This is a genomic window from Pandoraea terrae (assembly GCF_902459695.1).
GTDB lineage: Bacteria > Pseudomonadota > Gammaproteobacteria > Burkholderiales > Burkholderiaceae > Pandoraea > Pandoraea terrae.
In genome coordinates this window covers 144556-160414 of record NZ_CABPRZ010000005.1, presented here as the reverse complement: position 1 = coordinate 160414, position 15859 = coordinate 144556, and the positions used below count along the sequence as shown (strand labels likewise).

The 15859-nt window shown below is 64.0% G+C and carries 14 protein-coding genes; 5 read left to right on the top strand and 9 right to left on the bottom strand.

Annotated features, from left to right (window positions below):
• The first annotated feature begins 89 nt into the window (after window positions 1-89).
• Window positions 90-1049 carry a formylglycine-generating enzyme family protein gene (locus PTE30175_RS07790; RefSeq protein ID WP_150696500.1) on the top strand — a complete coding sequence of 320 codons (960 nt, stop codon included), beginning with the start codon at window positions 90-92 and terminating at the stop codon, window positions 1047-1049.
• A gap of 507 nt (window positions 1050-1556) precedes the next feature.
• On the opposite strand, the gene PTE30175_RS07785 is transcribed toward PTE30175_RS07790, so the two are convergent.
• The 5 genes from PTE30175_RS07785 to PTE30175_RS07765 all read right to left on the bottom strand — a co-directional run bounded on the left by PTE30175_RS07785 (window position 1557) and on the right by PTE30175_RS07765 (window position 8094).
• Window positions 1557-2459, bottom strand: a complete 903-nt coding sequence (locus PTE30175_RS07785) for a dihydrodipicolinate synthase family protein (RefSeq protein ID WP_150696499.1) — start codon at window positions 2457-2459, stop codon at window positions 1557-1559.
• A 69-nt stretch (window positions 2460-2528) separates the two neighbouring features.
• The gene (locus PTE30175_RS07780) at window positions 2529-4331 is read right to left on the bottom strand and encodes an ABC transporter permease subunit (RefSeq protein WP_150696498.1); all 1803 of its coding nucleotides are present in this window, start codon (window positions 4329-4331) and stop codon (window positions 2529-2531) included.
• 3 nt (window positions 4332-4334) lie between these two features.
• The gene (locus tag PTE30175_RS07775) at window positions 4335-5426 is read right to left on the bottom strand and encodes an ABC transporter ATP-binding protein (protein ID WP_191628910.1); all 1092 of its coding nucleotides are present in this window, start codon (window positions 5424-5426) and stop codon (window positions 4335-4337) included.
• 66 nt (window positions 5427-5492) lie between these two features.
• The gene (locus tag PTE30175_RS07770) at window positions 5493-6578 is read right to left on the bottom strand and encodes an ABC transporter substrate-binding protein (protein ID WP_150696497.1); all 1086 of its coding nucleotides are present in this window, start codon (window positions 6576-6578) and stop codon (window positions 5493-5495) included.
• Window positions 6579-6672: 94 nt separating this feature from the next.
• A complete protein-coding gene (locus tag PTE30175_RS07765; protein ID WP_150696496.1) occupies window positions 6673-8094 on the bottom strand; it encodes an FAD-binding oxidoreductase in 1422 nt (473 codons plus the stop codon).
• Window positions 8095-8345: 251 nt separating this feature from the next.
• Between PTE30175_RS07765 and PTE30175_RS07760 the strand changes: the two genes are divergently transcribed.
• The 3 genes from PTE30175_RS07760 to PTE30175_RS07750 all read left to right on the top strand — a co-directional run bounded on the left by PTE30175_RS07760 (window position 8346) and on the right by PTE30175_RS07750 (window position 10638).
• Window positions 8346-8753 carry a DoxX family protein gene (locus tag PTE30175_RS07760; protein ID WP_150696495.1) on the top strand — a complete coding sequence of 136 codons (408 nt, stop codon included), beginning with the start codon at window positions 8346-8348 and terminating at the stop codon, window positions 8751-8753.
• A gap of 87 nt (window positions 8754-8840) precedes the next feature.
• Window positions 8841-9668, top strand: a complete 828-nt coding sequence (locus tag PTE30175_RS07755) for a dioxygenase family protein (protein WP_150696494.1) — start codon at window positions 8841-8843, stop codon at window positions 9666-9668.
• A 61-nt stretch (window positions 9669-9729) separates the two neighbouring features.
• Window positions 9730-10638, top strand: coding sequence for a LysR family transcriptional regulator (locus tag PTE30175_RS07750; protein ID WP_150696493.1), 909 nt, complete (start codon window positions 9730-9732; stop codon window positions 10636-10638).
• 12 nt (window positions 10639-10650) lie between these two features.
• Here the strand turns inward: PTE30175_RS07750 and PTE30175_RS07745 are convergent, their stop codons facing one another.
• The 4 genes from PTE30175_RS07745 to PTE30175_RS07730 all read right to left on the bottom strand — a co-directional run bounded on the left by PTE30175_RS07745 (window position 10651) and on the right by PTE30175_RS07730 (window position 14228).
• The gene (locus PTE30175_RS07745; RefSeq protein WP_150696492.1) at window positions 10651-11505 is read right to left on the bottom strand and encodes an LPS assembly lipoprotein LptE; all 855 of its coding nucleotides are present in this window, start codon (window positions 11503-11505) and stop codon (window positions 10651-10653) included.
• A gap of 37 nt (window positions 11506-11542) precedes the next feature.
• Window positions 11543-12148, bottom strand: coding sequence for a penicillin-binding protein activator LpoB (lpoB, locus tag PTE30175_RS07740; protein ID WP_224788646.1), 606 nt, complete (start codon window positions 12146-12148; stop codon window positions 11543-11545).
• Between the two features lie 108 nt (window positions 12149-12256).
• Window positions 12257-12700: a YcfL family putative periplasmic lipoprotein gene (locus tag PTE30175_RS07735; protein ID WP_150696490.1), complete on the bottom strand. Its 444-nt coding sequence runs from the start codon at window positions 12698-12700 to the stop codon at window positions 12257-12259.
• A gap of 34 nt (window positions 12701-12734) precedes the next feature.
• Complete coding sequence (locus tag PTE30175_RS07730; RefSeq protein ID WP_150696489.1) at window positions 12735-14228, bottom strand: COG3014 family protein; 1494 nt, start codon at window positions 14226-14228, stop codon at window positions 12735-12737.
• Window positions 14229-14491: 263 nt separating this feature from the next.
• Here PTE30175_RS07730 and PTE30175_RS07725 point away from each other — a divergent pair, with 263 nt between their 5' ends.
• The gene (locus PTE30175_RS07725) at window positions 14492-15820 is read left to right on the top strand and encodes a hemolysin family protein (RefSeq protein WP_150696488.1); all 1329 of its coding nucleotides are present in this window, start codon (window positions 14492-14494) and stop codon (window positions 15818-15820) included.
• The last annotated feature ends 39 nt before the right edge of the window (window positions 15821-15859 follow it).

Below are 15859 nucleotides of genomic sequence, written 5' to 3'. Positions count from 1 at the left end.
ACCTAAACGCGCTTGCCGGCGCGCTTCTCGTGAGCCTCGGCACCTCCGTGTTGGCGGCGACTACTGTCGCGCCACCGAGAGAGCCGCGCATGTCACGAGACCCTGACCTGGGCACCTACGCCAAGGGGCCGCAACTGGTGCAGCCGCCGGCACTGCAAGCCGAGTTGATGGCGCTGACGATCGGCGGCATCGAGGATCGGCGCGCGCGGCTCAAACGCAAAGTCCTCAATGATCTCATCTTCGTGAAGGGCGGCACCTTCATGATGGGGGACTTTGGCCCATCCTGGTCGCCCGAACAGCTGTATTTCTCATCTGGTGTCGACAACAAGCCGGCCCACAAGGTGACGCTCACGAGTTACAGTTTGTCGCGCTACAAGACCACCTATGCGGAGTTCGATGTTTTTACGGATGCGACCGGACGCCCGCGCGCCGCAGCCACGTGGTGGAACGGGGTCAATCGGCACCCCGTGGTGCCGGCGGGCCTGTATTGGCAGCACGCCAAGGACTACTGCACGTGGCTGGCCAGGGAGACCGGCGTGCCGTTCGATTTGTCGACGGAGGCGCAATGGGAGTACGCCGCGCGCAGCGGCGGGCAGAACTTCATATGGGCAACGGATAACGGCCATCTCGATGTCGGGCGCAACGCTCCTTCGTACGAACAGACAAGGTTGCTGGGCCCGGTGACGAGAGTCAATCCGTCAGTCCAGCGCACGTCACTGCATCCGGTGGGCATGTTCCCGCCGAATCCGCTGGGATTTTATGACATGAGCTCGAACGGCTGGGAGTGGATGCAGGACTGGTATGACGCCTCGTATTACCAGGTGAGTCCCGAGCGGGATCCCAAGGGGCCAGCGAGCGGCACGTTGCGGGTCGAACGCGGCTATGCCGAAGGCGACTATCCATCAGGCGGGGTTCTCAACCGGTTTTCTCGCGACCCTCTCACCACCAGAAGAGATATTGGCACGGGAATAATCGGCCCGGGTGTAGCAGCGACGCATACGGTGCGTTGCGCCGTGAATCTGGCCCGCCCGATTGCGGGAGTGAAGTGATGGTGCTTTTGAACGGGCGATCCGATACGCGAGAAGCGCGACCGACGTGGTCGCCGATGAACCACGTCGCACGATACACAGTGGCGCGCCGAAATCTTCGTTCGGTGTGCGGCCCCGAGGCCGCGGGGGCTGTGTGGACCGCCGGGGTATCACGGCATGACGATTATCGGAGTCGACGCCGGTCCCTCGAGAGCGAGTCCGGGAATCGGCATGCCGCGTGGAGCGGCTGGTGAAGACGGCGGTAGCGTCAGACTGGGGCAAGCATTGGGTGGCGTGAGGCAGTGTGTCGACGCAACGGTGGCGGTTCGCCGGAGCGTTGGCCCGCTTTCCGCGTACGTGTGTTCTGTCGGGAGCGGAAAGCGGGTCAATGCTGCGGCTGGCGCGAGCATCCATAGGCAAGAGGAGCAGTTGCGGCCGGCGAGAGCGCAGATAGGCGAGACGGGCAGCGGTCGAAGCGAGCACAGATAGGCAAGAGAAGAGGCCTCGACCGACCTGCACCTTAAGAAATCAAACGCTTTCCAACGTCTCCAGCAGACGCGAATACTCCGCGCGCAGACCTTCGCGCACTTGACCAGCCGGCTTGACCAGCGGCGCGAGCACTTCCGGCGCATCGATACCGATCAAGTCCATCACCGACTTCATCGGCCCCGGATTCGTCTCCGAGAACACCAGATCGATGAACGGGATCAGCTGACGATGCGTGACCAGCGCGCCGTTCAAATCGCCTGCGCGCACTTGATCGAACAGCCTGCGCCACGTCTTCGGCAGCAAGCTGGCCGTCGCCAGGATCCCGCCCTTTGCCCCGGCGGCGACATGCAGCGGGAAGTGCGTGTCCTCACCCGACAGCACCGAAAAATCGTCGGCTACGCCCGCAACCGTCTTCAGGAAGTGCCAGATATCGGTGTTGCACGCCTTCATGCCGATAATGCGTTCGTGACGCGACAACTCGTGAATCACCGACGGATTGATGGCAATGCGCGTGCGGTACGGAATCTCGTACAGCAGCACCGGCAGCGGCGACTGATCGGCAAAACGCAGGAAATAATCGCGAATCCCATCTTGGGTCGGGTTGGTGTAGTACGGTGTGATAACCATCAGCGCATCCGCGCCCGCCTGCGCATAATCCTTCGCGGCAGCCAACGCGTCGGGCAGGCCCGGCGTCAGCACGCCCGCGATCACCGGCATCTTGCCGCCCAAATGTTCGGTGCACAGCTCGATCATGCGCACGCGCGAGGCCTGAGACATCGAGCCATATTCACCCGTGCCGCCGAGCGGCACGACACCGTCCGCACCTTGCGCACGCTGGAAGTCGAGCAGCGCACGCGTGCCCGCCTCGTGTATCGTGCCGTCCGTATGAACCGGCGTGGGAATGGCGGCAAAAATGCCCTGCAGTCGAGTCGAATCCATCATAGTCAAACCTGTTGCAAAGTGGGAGACGGTGCGCGCCTCACGCGCACCGGAGAATGGATGCCGGCGTGGTCAGTGCGCCGCGCTGCGACGGCGCAGCCGGTCGGCAGCCCAGATCACGAGCGCAATGAACACGAACAGACAGGTTGAGACCGCGGCGATCGTCGGCGAAACGCTCAAGATCACTTCGTCCCAGAATTGTTTGGGCAGCGTGGCGTCAAGACCGCCGGTCACGAACAGCGCAATCGTCAGTTCGTCAAACGAAGTCACGAACGCGAACAGGAACGACGACAGCAAGCCCGCGCCGACAATCGGGAACGTCACGTAGCGCAACGTCGCCCATGGCCGCGCACCCAGGCTGTACGCCGCCTGATCGAGACGCGTGTCGTAGTTCTTGAGCACCGCCATCATCGTCATGACGACGTACGGAATCGCGACGACCGTGTGGCCAAGCATCAGACCGAACGCCGAGCCCACCAGATGCACCTTCGAAAAGAAGTAGAAGATGCCCACGGCAATGATCATGCGCGGCACGATGATCGGCAGCAACACGAACGCCATGAACACGGCCTTGAAGCGCATGCGCGAGCGCACCAGCAGGAACGCAGTCGGCGTGCCGATCAGCATGGAAAGGACACCCGTGCCCAAACCCACAATCAGCGAACGCACCGCCGCAGACATCCACGTCGGCGAATCCCACATCTCCTGATACCACTGCATCGAGACGCCGCGCGGCGGCCAGTCCAGCGCCGAGCTCGACGAGAACGAAATCGGAATCATCAGGAAGGCCGGCAGGATCAGGAACAGCAGCACCAGCACGACAACCGTCCACAAGAGCTTGCCGCCGCCGGCGTTTTGCTCCGCCGAACGGGCGCGCGTCGGGATCAGGCGGCCGATCAGGTCCGTCGCATTCGCCAACGCGCCAAGCAACTGATAGCCGGCACGGCGCAACGGTCCGCGCGAGCCTCTGTTGCGCTCGCCCGCGCTCGATGCCTCGCCCGCCAGCGTCGACAAGCCGACGAGCCGGTCGTACGCGACGAACACGAGCAGCACGGCCACCAGCAGCAGCATCGAGATGGCGCCGGCGAAGCCCCAGTTCATGGTCTGCTGCACCTGATCGATGATGAGCTGGGTGATCATCGTCTCGCGGCGCCCGCCCAGCAAGGCCGGCGTGATGAAGAAGCCGAGCGAGGTGACGAACACCATGATCGCGGCGGCGGCAACGCCAGGCAGCGACAGGGGGAAATACACAAGCCAGAACGCCGCGCCGGGACGCGCGCCAAGCGTGAGCGCCGCGCGCGGCAGGTTGCGGTCGATGTTCTCCATCACGGAGATCATCGTCAGGATCGCCAGCGGCATCATGGCGTGCACCATGCCGACGAGCGTCGCGCCGAAGTTGTACAGCAGGCTCGCCGGCGCATCAGTGACGCCAAGCGATTGCAGCAGCTGGTTGATCACGCCGTTGCGCCCGAGCAGCACGATCCACGAGAACATCCGCACGAGGAAGCTGGTCCAGAACGGTAGCAGGATCCAGAACAGTAAGGAACTTTTCGCGCCGGGCTTGGCGATCGTCGTCAGATAGGCAACCGGATACGCGCCGATCACGGCGAGCACGGTCGTCCAGCCCGCAATCTTGAACGTGATCCCCAGGACGTCAAGGTAGACCGACGAATGGAACAGGCGCGCGTATTGGTCGAGCGTCAGCACGCCATCCGCCGGCGAGACACTCATCCACAGCAGTTGTCCAACCGGGTAGATCAGCAGGACGAGCAAGAACAGCACGACCGGCATGCCGAGCAAGATGTCGCGCCGCCACGGGGCGCGCGCCTTGACCGGGGCGGCAGGCGGCGCCGCGCTGAGAATCTGGCTGGTCATGGCTTACTCCGGGATGGCGACGGCTTCGCCGTCCTGCCACGTGACCGTCAAGGTTTCGCCGGGCAAATGACGCGCCGCGACGCCGCGCGTCAGTTCCGCGACCACCAGCGGCTGGGCATTGGCCAGCGTCATGTAGAACTTGCTGACGCCGCCCGTCACGATCCAGTCCGTGAGCGAGCCTTGCAGGGTGTTCGCAGCGCCGGCCGCGCCCTGCACCAGGTGCATGTTCTGCGGACGAATCATGACCTTGATGCGCTGGCCCACGCTGAAGCGCTCGCCATTCGACATGACACCACCATGGCCCGACAGGCCCTCCAGGGTCACGCCGATCCTGTCGCCATCGACCGACGCAACGGTCGCGGCGAGCAGATTCGACTCGCCCAGGAAGTCCGCGACAAACGGCGTGCGCGGACGGAAATACAGATCCTGCGGGGTGCCGAGCTGTTCGATCTTGCCGCCGTTCATCAGGCAGATGCGGTCGGACATGGTCATCGCTTCTTCCTGATCGTGTGTGACGTAGACGATCGTCGTGCCCAGCTCCCGATGGATGCGCTTGATCTCCAACTGCATCTGGTCACGCAGTTTCTTGTCGAGCGCGCCCAGGGGTTCGTCCATCAGAATGATCGAGGGACGATAGACCATGCAGCGCGCCAACGCGATGCGCTGTTGCTGGCCGCCCGACAGTTCCTTGGGCAACCGCTGCGCAACGTGCGGCAAACGCACCATTTCCAGCACGCGCTCGACTTCGCGGGCAGCGTCCCGCGCGCGCAGCTTGCGCATGCGCAAGGGAAACGCGATGTTCTCCGCGATCGTCATGTGCGGGAACAGCGCATAGTTCTGGAACACCATGCCGATGTCGCGCTCGTACGGTTGGCCGCGCGTCACGTCGATGCCGTTGATGTGGATACTGCCCGCATCCGGATGCGAGAGCCCCGCGATCAGGCTCAGCAGCGTCGTCTTGCCCGAGCCCGAGGGGCCGAGCAGCGTCAGGAATTCACCTTCCGGGACCACAAGATCGGTCGGCGCCAGCGCCACGAAATCGCCATACCGCTTTGAAAGCTGCATGGTCTGGAGTTTGGGGTTCGCCACAGACATCACATCCACCTCATTGTTATTGCCCGCCCGAGGCGTCATGCCCCGGGCGTCGTATCTCTGAATCGTCTACTTCAGGAGCCACGCGTTGAACTTCTCGAGCGCGACGTCCTGGTTCTTCAGCCAGTAGTCGGCGCTGATCTTTACGCCGCGGCGCAGATTGTCCGGATACGTGGGCAAGGTTTGCGCGATCTTCGGATCGATGTACTTGAAGGCATCCGGATGCGTGACGCCGGCGGCGAGGAACGGCGTGAGGGCCGCCTGGCGCTTCGGGTCCGACGCGAACTTGATGAACTGGCGGCACGCTTCGGCGTTGGGCGAGCCTTTCAGGATCGTCCAGTTGTCCACGCCCCACAGATGCTGGTCCCAACAGATCGAGACCGGCGCGCCGGCGGCGATCGCCGCTTGCGGACGCGAGATCCACGTGGCCACCATGTCAATTTCGCCGCTCTTGAGCATCTGCTCGACCTGCGCGCCGCCCGTCCACCACACATCGATGTGCGGCTTGATCTTGTCCAGGCTCTTGAAGGCGCGGTTGACGTCGCACGGGTACACGGCGCCGCCCGGCACGCCATCGGCCATCAGTGCTTCCTCGATAGTGTCGAAGGGGTGCTTGCGCAGGCACCGGCGGCCCGGAAATTCGGCGACGTTCCACATGTCCTTCCACGACGTCGGGGCTTTGCGGCCCTTGAAGGCATCGGTGCGATAGGCCAGCACAGTCGTGTAGACGTTCGTGCCGACGCCATAAGCCGACCTGAACGTTGCGGGAATGCCCGCGATCACCGGATCGGCGTCCAGATTGTGCTTTTCCAGATACTGCTTGCCGGTCGTCAGCAGCTCGATGGCCGGCTGGCTGATCGACGCCATGTCCCATGTGTAGTTGCCGGTGTCGACCATGGTGCGGATCTGCGCGGTCGGCTCGGCGTTCGACGGCACGCCGACGACTTCAATGCCCGTGGCTTTCGTGAACGGCTTGTAGAACACATCGCCGTACACCTTCGAATAAATGCCGCCCGAATCGCGGATGACGATACGCTTGGACGCAGCCTTCGACGACGTCCAGATCGCCGGCATGGCGATGGCGGCCGTGGTCGCGGCGACGGTCTTGATGACGTTGCGGCGTGAGGGATTGCTCGGTTTGTCGAACTGGCTCATCTGGGTCTCCACTACGAAAGACAAAAATTCGAAAGACGTGCTACTTCACGAATGCGCGCACAACCCCGGCACGCGTGAAAAACGGCGCGGACTGCTACGGAATCAGCTTGCCGGGGTTGAAGAGCCCCTGCGGATCGAAGGCGCGCTTCACGGCACGCAACATCGCGATTTCGACGTCGGACTTGTAATGCTGCATCTCGCCCAGCAGCGTGCGGCCAACGCCATGCTCCGCGCTGAAGGTGCCGCCCAAGGACGCCGCAATGTCGTGGCCCACGCGCTTGACGCGCATCGTCAGTGCGTCGCGGTTGGTCTGCGCTTCCCATGTCGCAAAGTCGAAGAACGGGATGAAATGGATGTTGCCGTCGCCCATGTGGCCGACGATCACGACGTCCGCCGGAAACGCCGCCTTGATGGCGGCCGTAGCGCGCGCAATGAACTCGGGCACTTGGGAGACCGGCACGGCGGTATCGAGCGTGAGGCCGACACCGGCTTTCTTGTTGCCTTCGGAGACGCTGTGACGAATCTTCCAGAGTGCCTCGCGCTGGGCGGAACTGCTGGCGAGCACGGCGTCGGTCACGAGGCCGCGATCGAACGCGACCGCCAACGTGTTCTCGAGCGCTTCGCCCAGCCTGGCTTCGTCGTCGCTGTCCGACAGCTCGACGAGAAGATGCCAGGCATGCGGCTCGGCCAGCGGGCTGTGCTGCCCCGGCACGTGCGCCAGCACAATGTCGAGCTGCTTGCGGTTCATCAACTCGAAGGCGGACAACTGGGCGCCGCACCGTTCCTGGAACAGGCCAAGGAGTTCGAGCGCGGCTTCAACGCTGGCGGGGGCGAGCCACGAGACGGCATGGGCCGTCGGCAGCGGGCTGAGCTTGAGTGTCGCGGCCGTGATGATGCCGAGCGTGCCTTCCGCGCCGATGAACAGGTGCTTGAGATCGAGTCCGGTGTTGTCCTTGCGCAGCGTGCGCAGACCGTTCCAGACGGTGCCATCGGGCAGCACGACTTCCAGGCCGAGCACGTTTTCGCGCGTATTGCCGTAACGCAATACACCGGTGCCGCCGGCATTGGTCGCGATGTTGCCGCCGATCTGGCAGGAGCCTTCGGCGCCCAGGCTGATCGGGAAGAAGCGATGCGCCGCTACCGCCGCGGCCTGGATGTCGGCCAGTACACAGCCAGCCTCGACCTCCATGGAATGGTTCGCGGCGTCGACATGACGGATCCGGCGCATGCGCGACAGATTGAGGATCACGGCGCCCTCGCCTTCAAACGGCACGCTGCCGCCCGACAGGCTCGTATTGCCGCCTTGCGGCAATACCGGGACGCCGGCCGCGACTGCCGCCCGCACCACGGCGGAAACTTCACCGGTATTGCGGGGAAGGACAACGCACAACGCGTCACCACGGTAACGGCCGCGCCAATCCTCGACGAAACCTTCGAGGTCGTGGGCGCTACTGAGAATGCCATGCTCGCCGACGATGGCGCGCAGGGTGTCGAGCAAAGGTCCGTTCGTTGCCATGTTGCCGAATTCCAGCCTGTCGATGCTTGCGAAGTGACTGGAGATTAGGCCCGCAATATTCACTATGCAATTTAATTGATCGTATAGTAATCAATTATCGGGTTTTCACTAGGGTTGCACCTCGTTGAAGAATGCTGCCACCATTGACCCGGGATACGGGATAATGCATCCCGATACACGTCATTTATCTCAACGGTCGACCTCCATAGAATGGGTCTTGTTCGCTAACCCTATCCGTTTGGAGTCTTCTCATGATCGATACCAAGACCGCTCCGTATGCAGCGCTGTTGCTGCGCGTTTCCCTCGGCGCGCTGTTCCTTGCCCACCTGTCGCTGAAGGTGTTCGTCTTTACGATTCCCGGCTTCGTCGGCTTCTTTGCCTCGCTCGGATTGCCTGCGATCCTGGCCTACGCTGTGATGGCGCTCGAATTGGCGGGCGGCATCGCACTGATCACCGGCTTTCATGCGCGCTGGTTCGCACTGCCGCTGGCCGCGCTGATGCTCGGCACGATCGCGTCGGTGCATGGCGCGAACGGCTGGTTGTTCACGAACAAGGGCGGCGGTTGGGAATTCCCGGCGTTCTGGGTGGCAGGCCTGCTGGCTGTGGCCCTGCTCGGCGACGGCGCGCTGTCGGTGCGCGGCGCCCGCCAGGCCGCCTGATCGACAGACCGGCCGGCAGGTACTGCTGCCGGTCCTATTATTGTGTCGACGGACGCACGCAATCGTCCGTCTTGCCGGAGAATTGTCATGACCGCCGCCGCCCTGCCCTCGCTCTACGTCTCACACGGCGCGCCGCTGCTCGCCATCGAGCCGGGGCGCACCGGTCCGCTGCTGTCCGCGCTGGGCCGCACCCTGCCGCGCCCTAAGGAGATCCTGGTGATCTCGCCGCACTGGACCACGCCGACGCCGCGCGTCGGAAGCCTCGCGCAGCAACGCACGATCCACGATTTCGGTGGCTTTCCGCGTGAACTCTACGAACTGCAATACCCCGCAGCGGGCGCGCCGGCGCTGGCCGAGCGCACCGCCGGCCTGCTGCGCGGTGCCGGCCTGCCCGCCGCGCTCGACGACCAATGGGGTCTGGACCACGGCGCGTGGGTGCCGTTGCGTTATCTGTACCCGGACGCCGACGTTCCCGTGACGCAACTGTCGCTGCAACGCCAGCAGGGTCCGGAATACCACTATCGCGTGGGCCAGGCGCTCGCACCGCTCGCGCGTGAAGGCGTATTGATCCTGACGTCGGGCAGCTTCACGCACAATCTTCATGAAGTGTTTCGCACACAAAATGAAGATGAAGTCGAAGCCCCGTATCTGCGGGAGTTCGTTGCGTGGTTTACCGAACATATGGCCGCACTCGACCTGCAGGCCCTGTTCGATTACCGGGCGCGCGCGCCGCATGCCCAGCGTGCGCATCCGACCGACGAACATCTGCTGCCGATCTTCGTGGCGCTCGGCGCGGCCGACGATGCCGCAAAGCAGACGCATTTCGATTCGGGCAGCACATTCGGCGTGCTGCGCATGGACGCGTTTGCGTTCGGCAGCGCGGCGCCTACCGTCGCGGACGTCATGGCGGCATAATGCGCATGCACGGCGGCCGTCTCCCGGACGGCCGCGCCTTTTTCGTCTTTCCCGGAGCGGCATGAACAAACTGCGCGAGATCGAATGCTTCATTGCGGTCGTCGAATCCGGCAGCTTCGTGAAAGCGGCCGACACGCTGGGCATTTCCAAGACGGCGGTCTCGCGCTATGTCGCCGATCTCGAGGCACGCCTCGGCACACGCCTCTTGCAACGCACCACCCGGCGTTTGTCATTGACGGAACCCGGGCAACGCTACGTGGAGCGCTGCCGGCAAATCCTGACCGAACTGGAGGAAGCCGACGCCATGGCCGGCGAACGGGACGGCCAGCCGGCCGGGCCGCTGCGCGTGAATGCGCCGCATACGTTCGGCGTCCTGCATCTGGCCCCGCTGTGGCCTGCATTCCTGGCGCGACATCCGCAAGTCATGCTCGACATCACGTTGAGCGACCGGCTCGTCGACATTGTCGAGGAAGGCTTCGACGTCGCCATCCGCATCACCCGGCTGCCGGATTCGTCGCTGATCTACCGGCCGCTCGCGAGCACCCGCATGGTGCTGTGCGCGTCGCCTGCCTATCTCGCCGAGCACGGCACGCCGCAACATCCCAGCGAGTTGGCGCATCACGAGACGGTCGCGTACAGCTATTTCTCGCATCGCCGGGAGTGGCGTTTCGACGGGCCCGACGGGCCCGTATCGGTACGCACGCACGCGCGCCTGATGGCCGATAACGGCGACACCTGTCTCGCGGCGGCGATCGCCGGAGCCGGCATCATCCTGCAGCCGACGTTCCTGGTGCAGGATGCCCTGCTCGACGGCCGGCTGATCGAACTGATGCCGGCTTTCACCACGTCGGAGACAGGCGTCTACGCGGTGTACCCGAGCCGCAAATACCTGAGCGCGAAGGTACGGGTGCTGATCGACTATCTCGTCGAAGCCTTTGCGCATCCGGCCTGGCGCGAGGACGGCCGGTAGCGCAGTGGCATGTCATTGATACACGGTGACGGCCTCGCGCGGCGGTGGCGGCGCGTTGCCCCTGTCACTGCGTGAGCCCCGGTCCTCGCCGCGCTCCGTGCGGCGAACCGGCGCACCCTGGAACTGTGCGGCGATCTGGTCCATGGCCTCGTCGGCCAGCGAACGGGAGACTTCCTGCATCACGCGTGCGCGGTTCGGCGTAAGGCGCGCACCCCCCGACCACAGCTTGGTGTCGTTGCCCTCGCCGACTGCGGTGAACGCCGCCTTGATCTCGCCGGTACGCGCGTTGATCAGGCTGAACTCGACCGCGATCTCGAGGCTGTACAGCAGCGAGGTCTTGTTCGTGCCTTCGACCGGCTGCACGTCGTTGCGGAACTCGACGGAGTCGACAGTGCCGAACAGCACGTAGTCCGCGCCCGGGTAGTAGCCCTTCTTGATGCGCGCGACGATATCGAAGATCTGCTCGGTCGGCCTGGCGTCCGTCACGGGCTTGCCCTGCACCACGCGAAACGCGCCCGACTGAAGAAGTTGGCCTTTCAGGTCGGCAGTGAATTTGCGCAGCTCGCCGTACTCGATACGGGTGAGCGTACCGCTCGCCTTCACGTACGCCGATTCACTGCTTGCGCTGCGCCGCGCGTTGCCGCTGCTCGAGAAATCCGAATCGCGATAGTTGGCGGAGCCGCTCTCGCGCGACTTGGCGTAGCCGGCTTCATATGAGAAGTATTCGCTCACCTGATCTTTGTACGTGAGATCGGTGACGGCGATCTTCGCCTGCGCCCAAGCGCACACGCTGGCGGTCGCCAGCGCTGCGCCGACGAGGGCGCGGCCAAGAAAGGTAAAACGCGGGGAAAGACCCGTGCGGTGCATGGCGGCGTGTCCTTTGCAATGAGACGGAGGGCGCGGATCAGCGCGTCGAAGTCTTGCGGATGTCCTTTTCGTCGGCCCACTCGATCACGCCGGACTCGATATTCACAAGGCTCAGCTGGAACGTGTAGAAGACATCCTTGATGTTCGCGTTGCGCTTGACGATCGACGAGATGCTGCCCTGGATGCGGTATTTCGCGCCCTCCATCTTGCCAATCTTGGCCGCACCGGACTTCTTGTAGAGACCGGTCTGGTTCTGACGCGTCAGCTCGTCCACCTGGCCTTGCATTTCGTTGGCATTGATCGGGAAGCGCACCGAGCCGCTCTTTTGCAGCTGGACGCGAATCTTGTCGGTAATGGTGCGCGTATCGATGTATTCGCTGGTCTTGTTCTGCACTTCCGAAATCGTGACCATCGGCGTATCGCGCGAGTTCGTGATCACACGGGCCTGCAGGAGCGAGCGCGCCATGCTCTCGGCGATGGTCTGCAGATCGGTCGAACCGAATTCGTTGCTGACGGTCTCCACCGCGCGCGCGTCGCCATACTGGACGTTCGATCCGCCCACGAGCGGACCGCTCACGTTGGCACAACCGGCGAAGGACACGACCATGGCGGCCAGGGCGGTGCGCGACAGTAGGAGGGGCATGCGTTTCATCATCAAAGTCCTGCCAAAAGTAGGGATACGGAAGATCGCGCGATCCTCACGCGCGATCCTGATCAAGGGAAATCCGCTGACAGACACGCACCGGGCACATCAGGGGCGCGGCTGCGTGCTCGCAGCGGGGCCTGCGCCGGCGGCCTGGGACGCGGAATTTTCCGGGCTGTGCAGTTCGATCCGGAAATCGGTCGCGTTGCGCGTCGGCGCGGTGACCTGGATGTTGGTCTGCTGCAGGCCGTGCAGCACCAACGGCTTCCAGGCCTCCTCGTCCCACGCGTCGAAGCCGTCCTGGTCGAGCCACTTTACGCGGTAGGCGACCTGCTGGTCCACGTTGTTCGTGTTCGCAAGCGTGGCCTGAACGAACAGCAGTCCGTTGCGGCGTGTGCTCTTGAGGCCGGCGACTTTCACATAGGTCATCTCGCCCAGCATTTGCAGCTTCGAGGCGATGGTTTGGGCTTGCGCCGGTGCGGCGACCAGCACCGGCGTCAGGGGCACGGCCATGCCGAGCACGGCCGTCAACAGTGCGACACGCAATTTCATGAGTGACTTGTTCTCCGAAAGACGGCGCAGACAATTACTGCGCCGCAACTTGTTTTGCCGCCGGCTTCTTCACCGGCGCACGACCCTTCTTCCCCGGCTGCGCGGGCTCCGGCTTCTGCGGCTGACTCGCGTAACGGATCATGTCGTCGGTGGGCTGCGACACGAGCGTCTCGGTGACCGCCCCCATCGGACGGATGACCACGACCGCGTACGGGCCGTTGAGGTCAACCTCGGCCCGGTTCGGCCCCGTGGGGGTATTGACGGTGACGGTTCGCTTGCCGCTCGGCAACGTGGCGCGGCCCAGCGAAATATAGGCCGGCAGGGTGCGCCACTGACGCGTGTCGGCGGTCTCGGTGGCCGCGCTCGTCAAGCCGACCGCCAGGCTCATCAGGCTGCCGAAGGTGCCGCCCTGGCGCTCGATCACCTCTTGCGCCACGCCCGACACGGCCATGCGCACCATGCTGCGGGCGATCTGGCCGGGCATGTCGTCCTTCAACGCGCGACGGGCCATCGCGTCGAGGTTCGTCACGACGAAGGTCGGCACGGCGGTACCGCCCGCATCGATCGACGTCGGAGCAAACGCGTCCTTGGCCGGGCGAATCACCGGATAGCTGGCGGTGAGCAGCTTGATGCCCGTGCCGATCGGCACCGGCAGGGTGACCTTGAGCGATTCGCGCGCCGGCATCCAGCCGGTCTCGACAATGAACAACACCTCCGTCATGCCGCTCGGCACGCGTTTGCGGGTCGCCACGCGCTCCAGCCCGCCCTTGAGCATCGGCACGTCGGGGCGCAGCTCGATGGACTGGCGATAGCCGGCGGCGGCCAGACTCGGTTCACCCAGGGCCTCGAACACGAAACCGGCCAGATAGTGAGACGCGGCGCTCTGATAAGAATTGCGCAGATTCGTGACTTGCGGGTCGCTGAAGATTTCGACCGGATAACCCTTGATCGTTTCCATGCCGGCTGCGGCCACGCCCTTGTCCTTCGCACCGGCCTTGAGCGCTTCGACTTCCTTGTCGCGCAGTTCGGCGATGAGCGTTTCGCGCTCGTACATCTTGCGCACTTCAATGCGGGCGTTGTCCCACTTGCCGGCGACGAGATGATTTTCGGCCAGACGCGTCGACAGCATGACTTTTTCGTAATCCTGTCCATCGTAGCGCGACAGGGTTTCGTTGAGCAGCACCGCACCGAGATCGCCCGCCGACTTGCGCAGCTTGCCGCGGGCGTCGTCTTCCCAGGCGCGCACGCGTGTGTCGGCCTCCAGCCACGCTTCCGTACTTTCCGAAAGTTTGCCGGGCTTGGCGCGCATCAGTTCGCCGTGTTCGAAGTAGTACAGGAGGTCACGGTCGGCGGGCTTGACGCCCTCGTACTGGGCCTCGTGCGCGGCGAGCGCGGCATCGAGCGCGCCGCTGCGCAGACTGTCCGTACTGGTGTTCATCTTGGTGCCGTAGTTGGCGCAAGCGCCGAGTGTTGCGGCGGCCAGGCACACGAATGCGGCGCGAGCGCTCGCGCGAATCACGGTTTTCATGAATTTCCCCTGCGTACTTTGTTATCGGCGTTTGATTGCCGTTTCTTGAGTCATCCTGCCCGTCTTTCGTTATCCGAGACGAGTCATGGACGACACCGCTTCGGGGAGTGTACTCAGTGGTTGGTAGCCCGGCAATCCCCCAGTTGCGGTATTGACACGCCAAACGTCGCGCCCGGATTCGCCGCGCCCCCGGCACGCCCCAATTTCGGCCGTGATGCCCGGTCCCTTATACTGACGGGCCTGATGTCCTTGTCGACCCCATTTTGGAAAATCTGATACTGATCGCCGCCGCGATACTCCTGGTCGTCCTCAACGGCTTTTTCGTGGCGGCGGAATTCGGCCTCGTCAAACTGCGCCAGACGCGCGTTCACGTGATCGCCCGCCAGCGAGGCTGGCGCGGGCGCATCCTTGCCCGGGTGCACGGGCATCTCGATACCTACCTTTCCGCTTGCCAGCTCGGCATCACGCTCGCCTCGCTCGGCCTCGGCTGGATCGGCGAACCGGCCTTCGCACGCGTCCTCACCCCATTTTTCGGCTGGCTCGGGATCGCCTCGCCCGAGCTGATTCATGCGCTCGCATTCTTCATCGCCTTCTTCACGATTTCGTACCTGCATATCGTGATCGGCGAACTGGCCCCGAAATCGATGGCGCTGCGCATGCCGGAAGCCATCTCGATCTGGACGGCCGCCCCGCTTTACGTGTTCTATTGGGCGATGTATCCGGCGATCTGGATCCTGAACAAGAGCGCCAACCGGGTGCTGCACTGGATCGGCCTGGACGTCTCCCACGGTCCCGACGCCCACTATTCGGCTGACGAGATCAAGCTGATCATGCGTCGCGGTGCGTCGAGCGAGAAGCTCTCGCCCGACGACTGGAATGTCGTCGCCTACGCCATCGATTTCAGCGATCTGCAGGTGTCGGACCTGATGCGTCCGATGAGCGAGGTCGCCGCGTTCCGGCGCACCGCGACCTTTGCCGAGAACATGGACACGGCCTACCGCCACCGTTACAGCCGCTATCCGTTCTACGACGCGGACGGCGAGACGGTGCTCGGGGTGGTCCATCTGAAGGACCTGTTCCTCGCCGAACACCACGACGAACCCATCGACGATCTGGGCCGCATGGCGCGGCCGGTAGAACGGGTGGTGCCGGACATGCCGGCGCGCGAACTGTTCCGCCGTTTCCGCCGCGGCGCACCGCACTTTGCCATTGTCGGATGGCCCGGCCAGAAGCCGATCGGCTTTCTGACGCTCGACAATCTGCTGTCCGCGCTCGTCGGCAAGATTCGCGACGAATTTCGTCAGACGGAAGACGATTGGACGCGCATGGAAGACGGCACCCTGATCGGACGGGGCAGCCTGCCGATCCTGACGCTCGAGCGGGCGCTGCACATCGAGATTCCGAGCGAACACGCCGAGTCGGTCGGCGGCCTCATCATGGACGCGCTCGGCTACTTGCCGCGCGAAGGGCAATGCATCGAATTCGACGGATTCAAGGTGGTCGTCAAGAAAATGCAGGGGCCGCGCATCATCCTGGTGCGCATCTATCCAGATGGCGTCGATCGCCCGGACAGCGACGCCGAGGCCGCCTGAGTGAGCTTCCCCCCGGCCCGCCCGGGGTGCGGGCGCTGA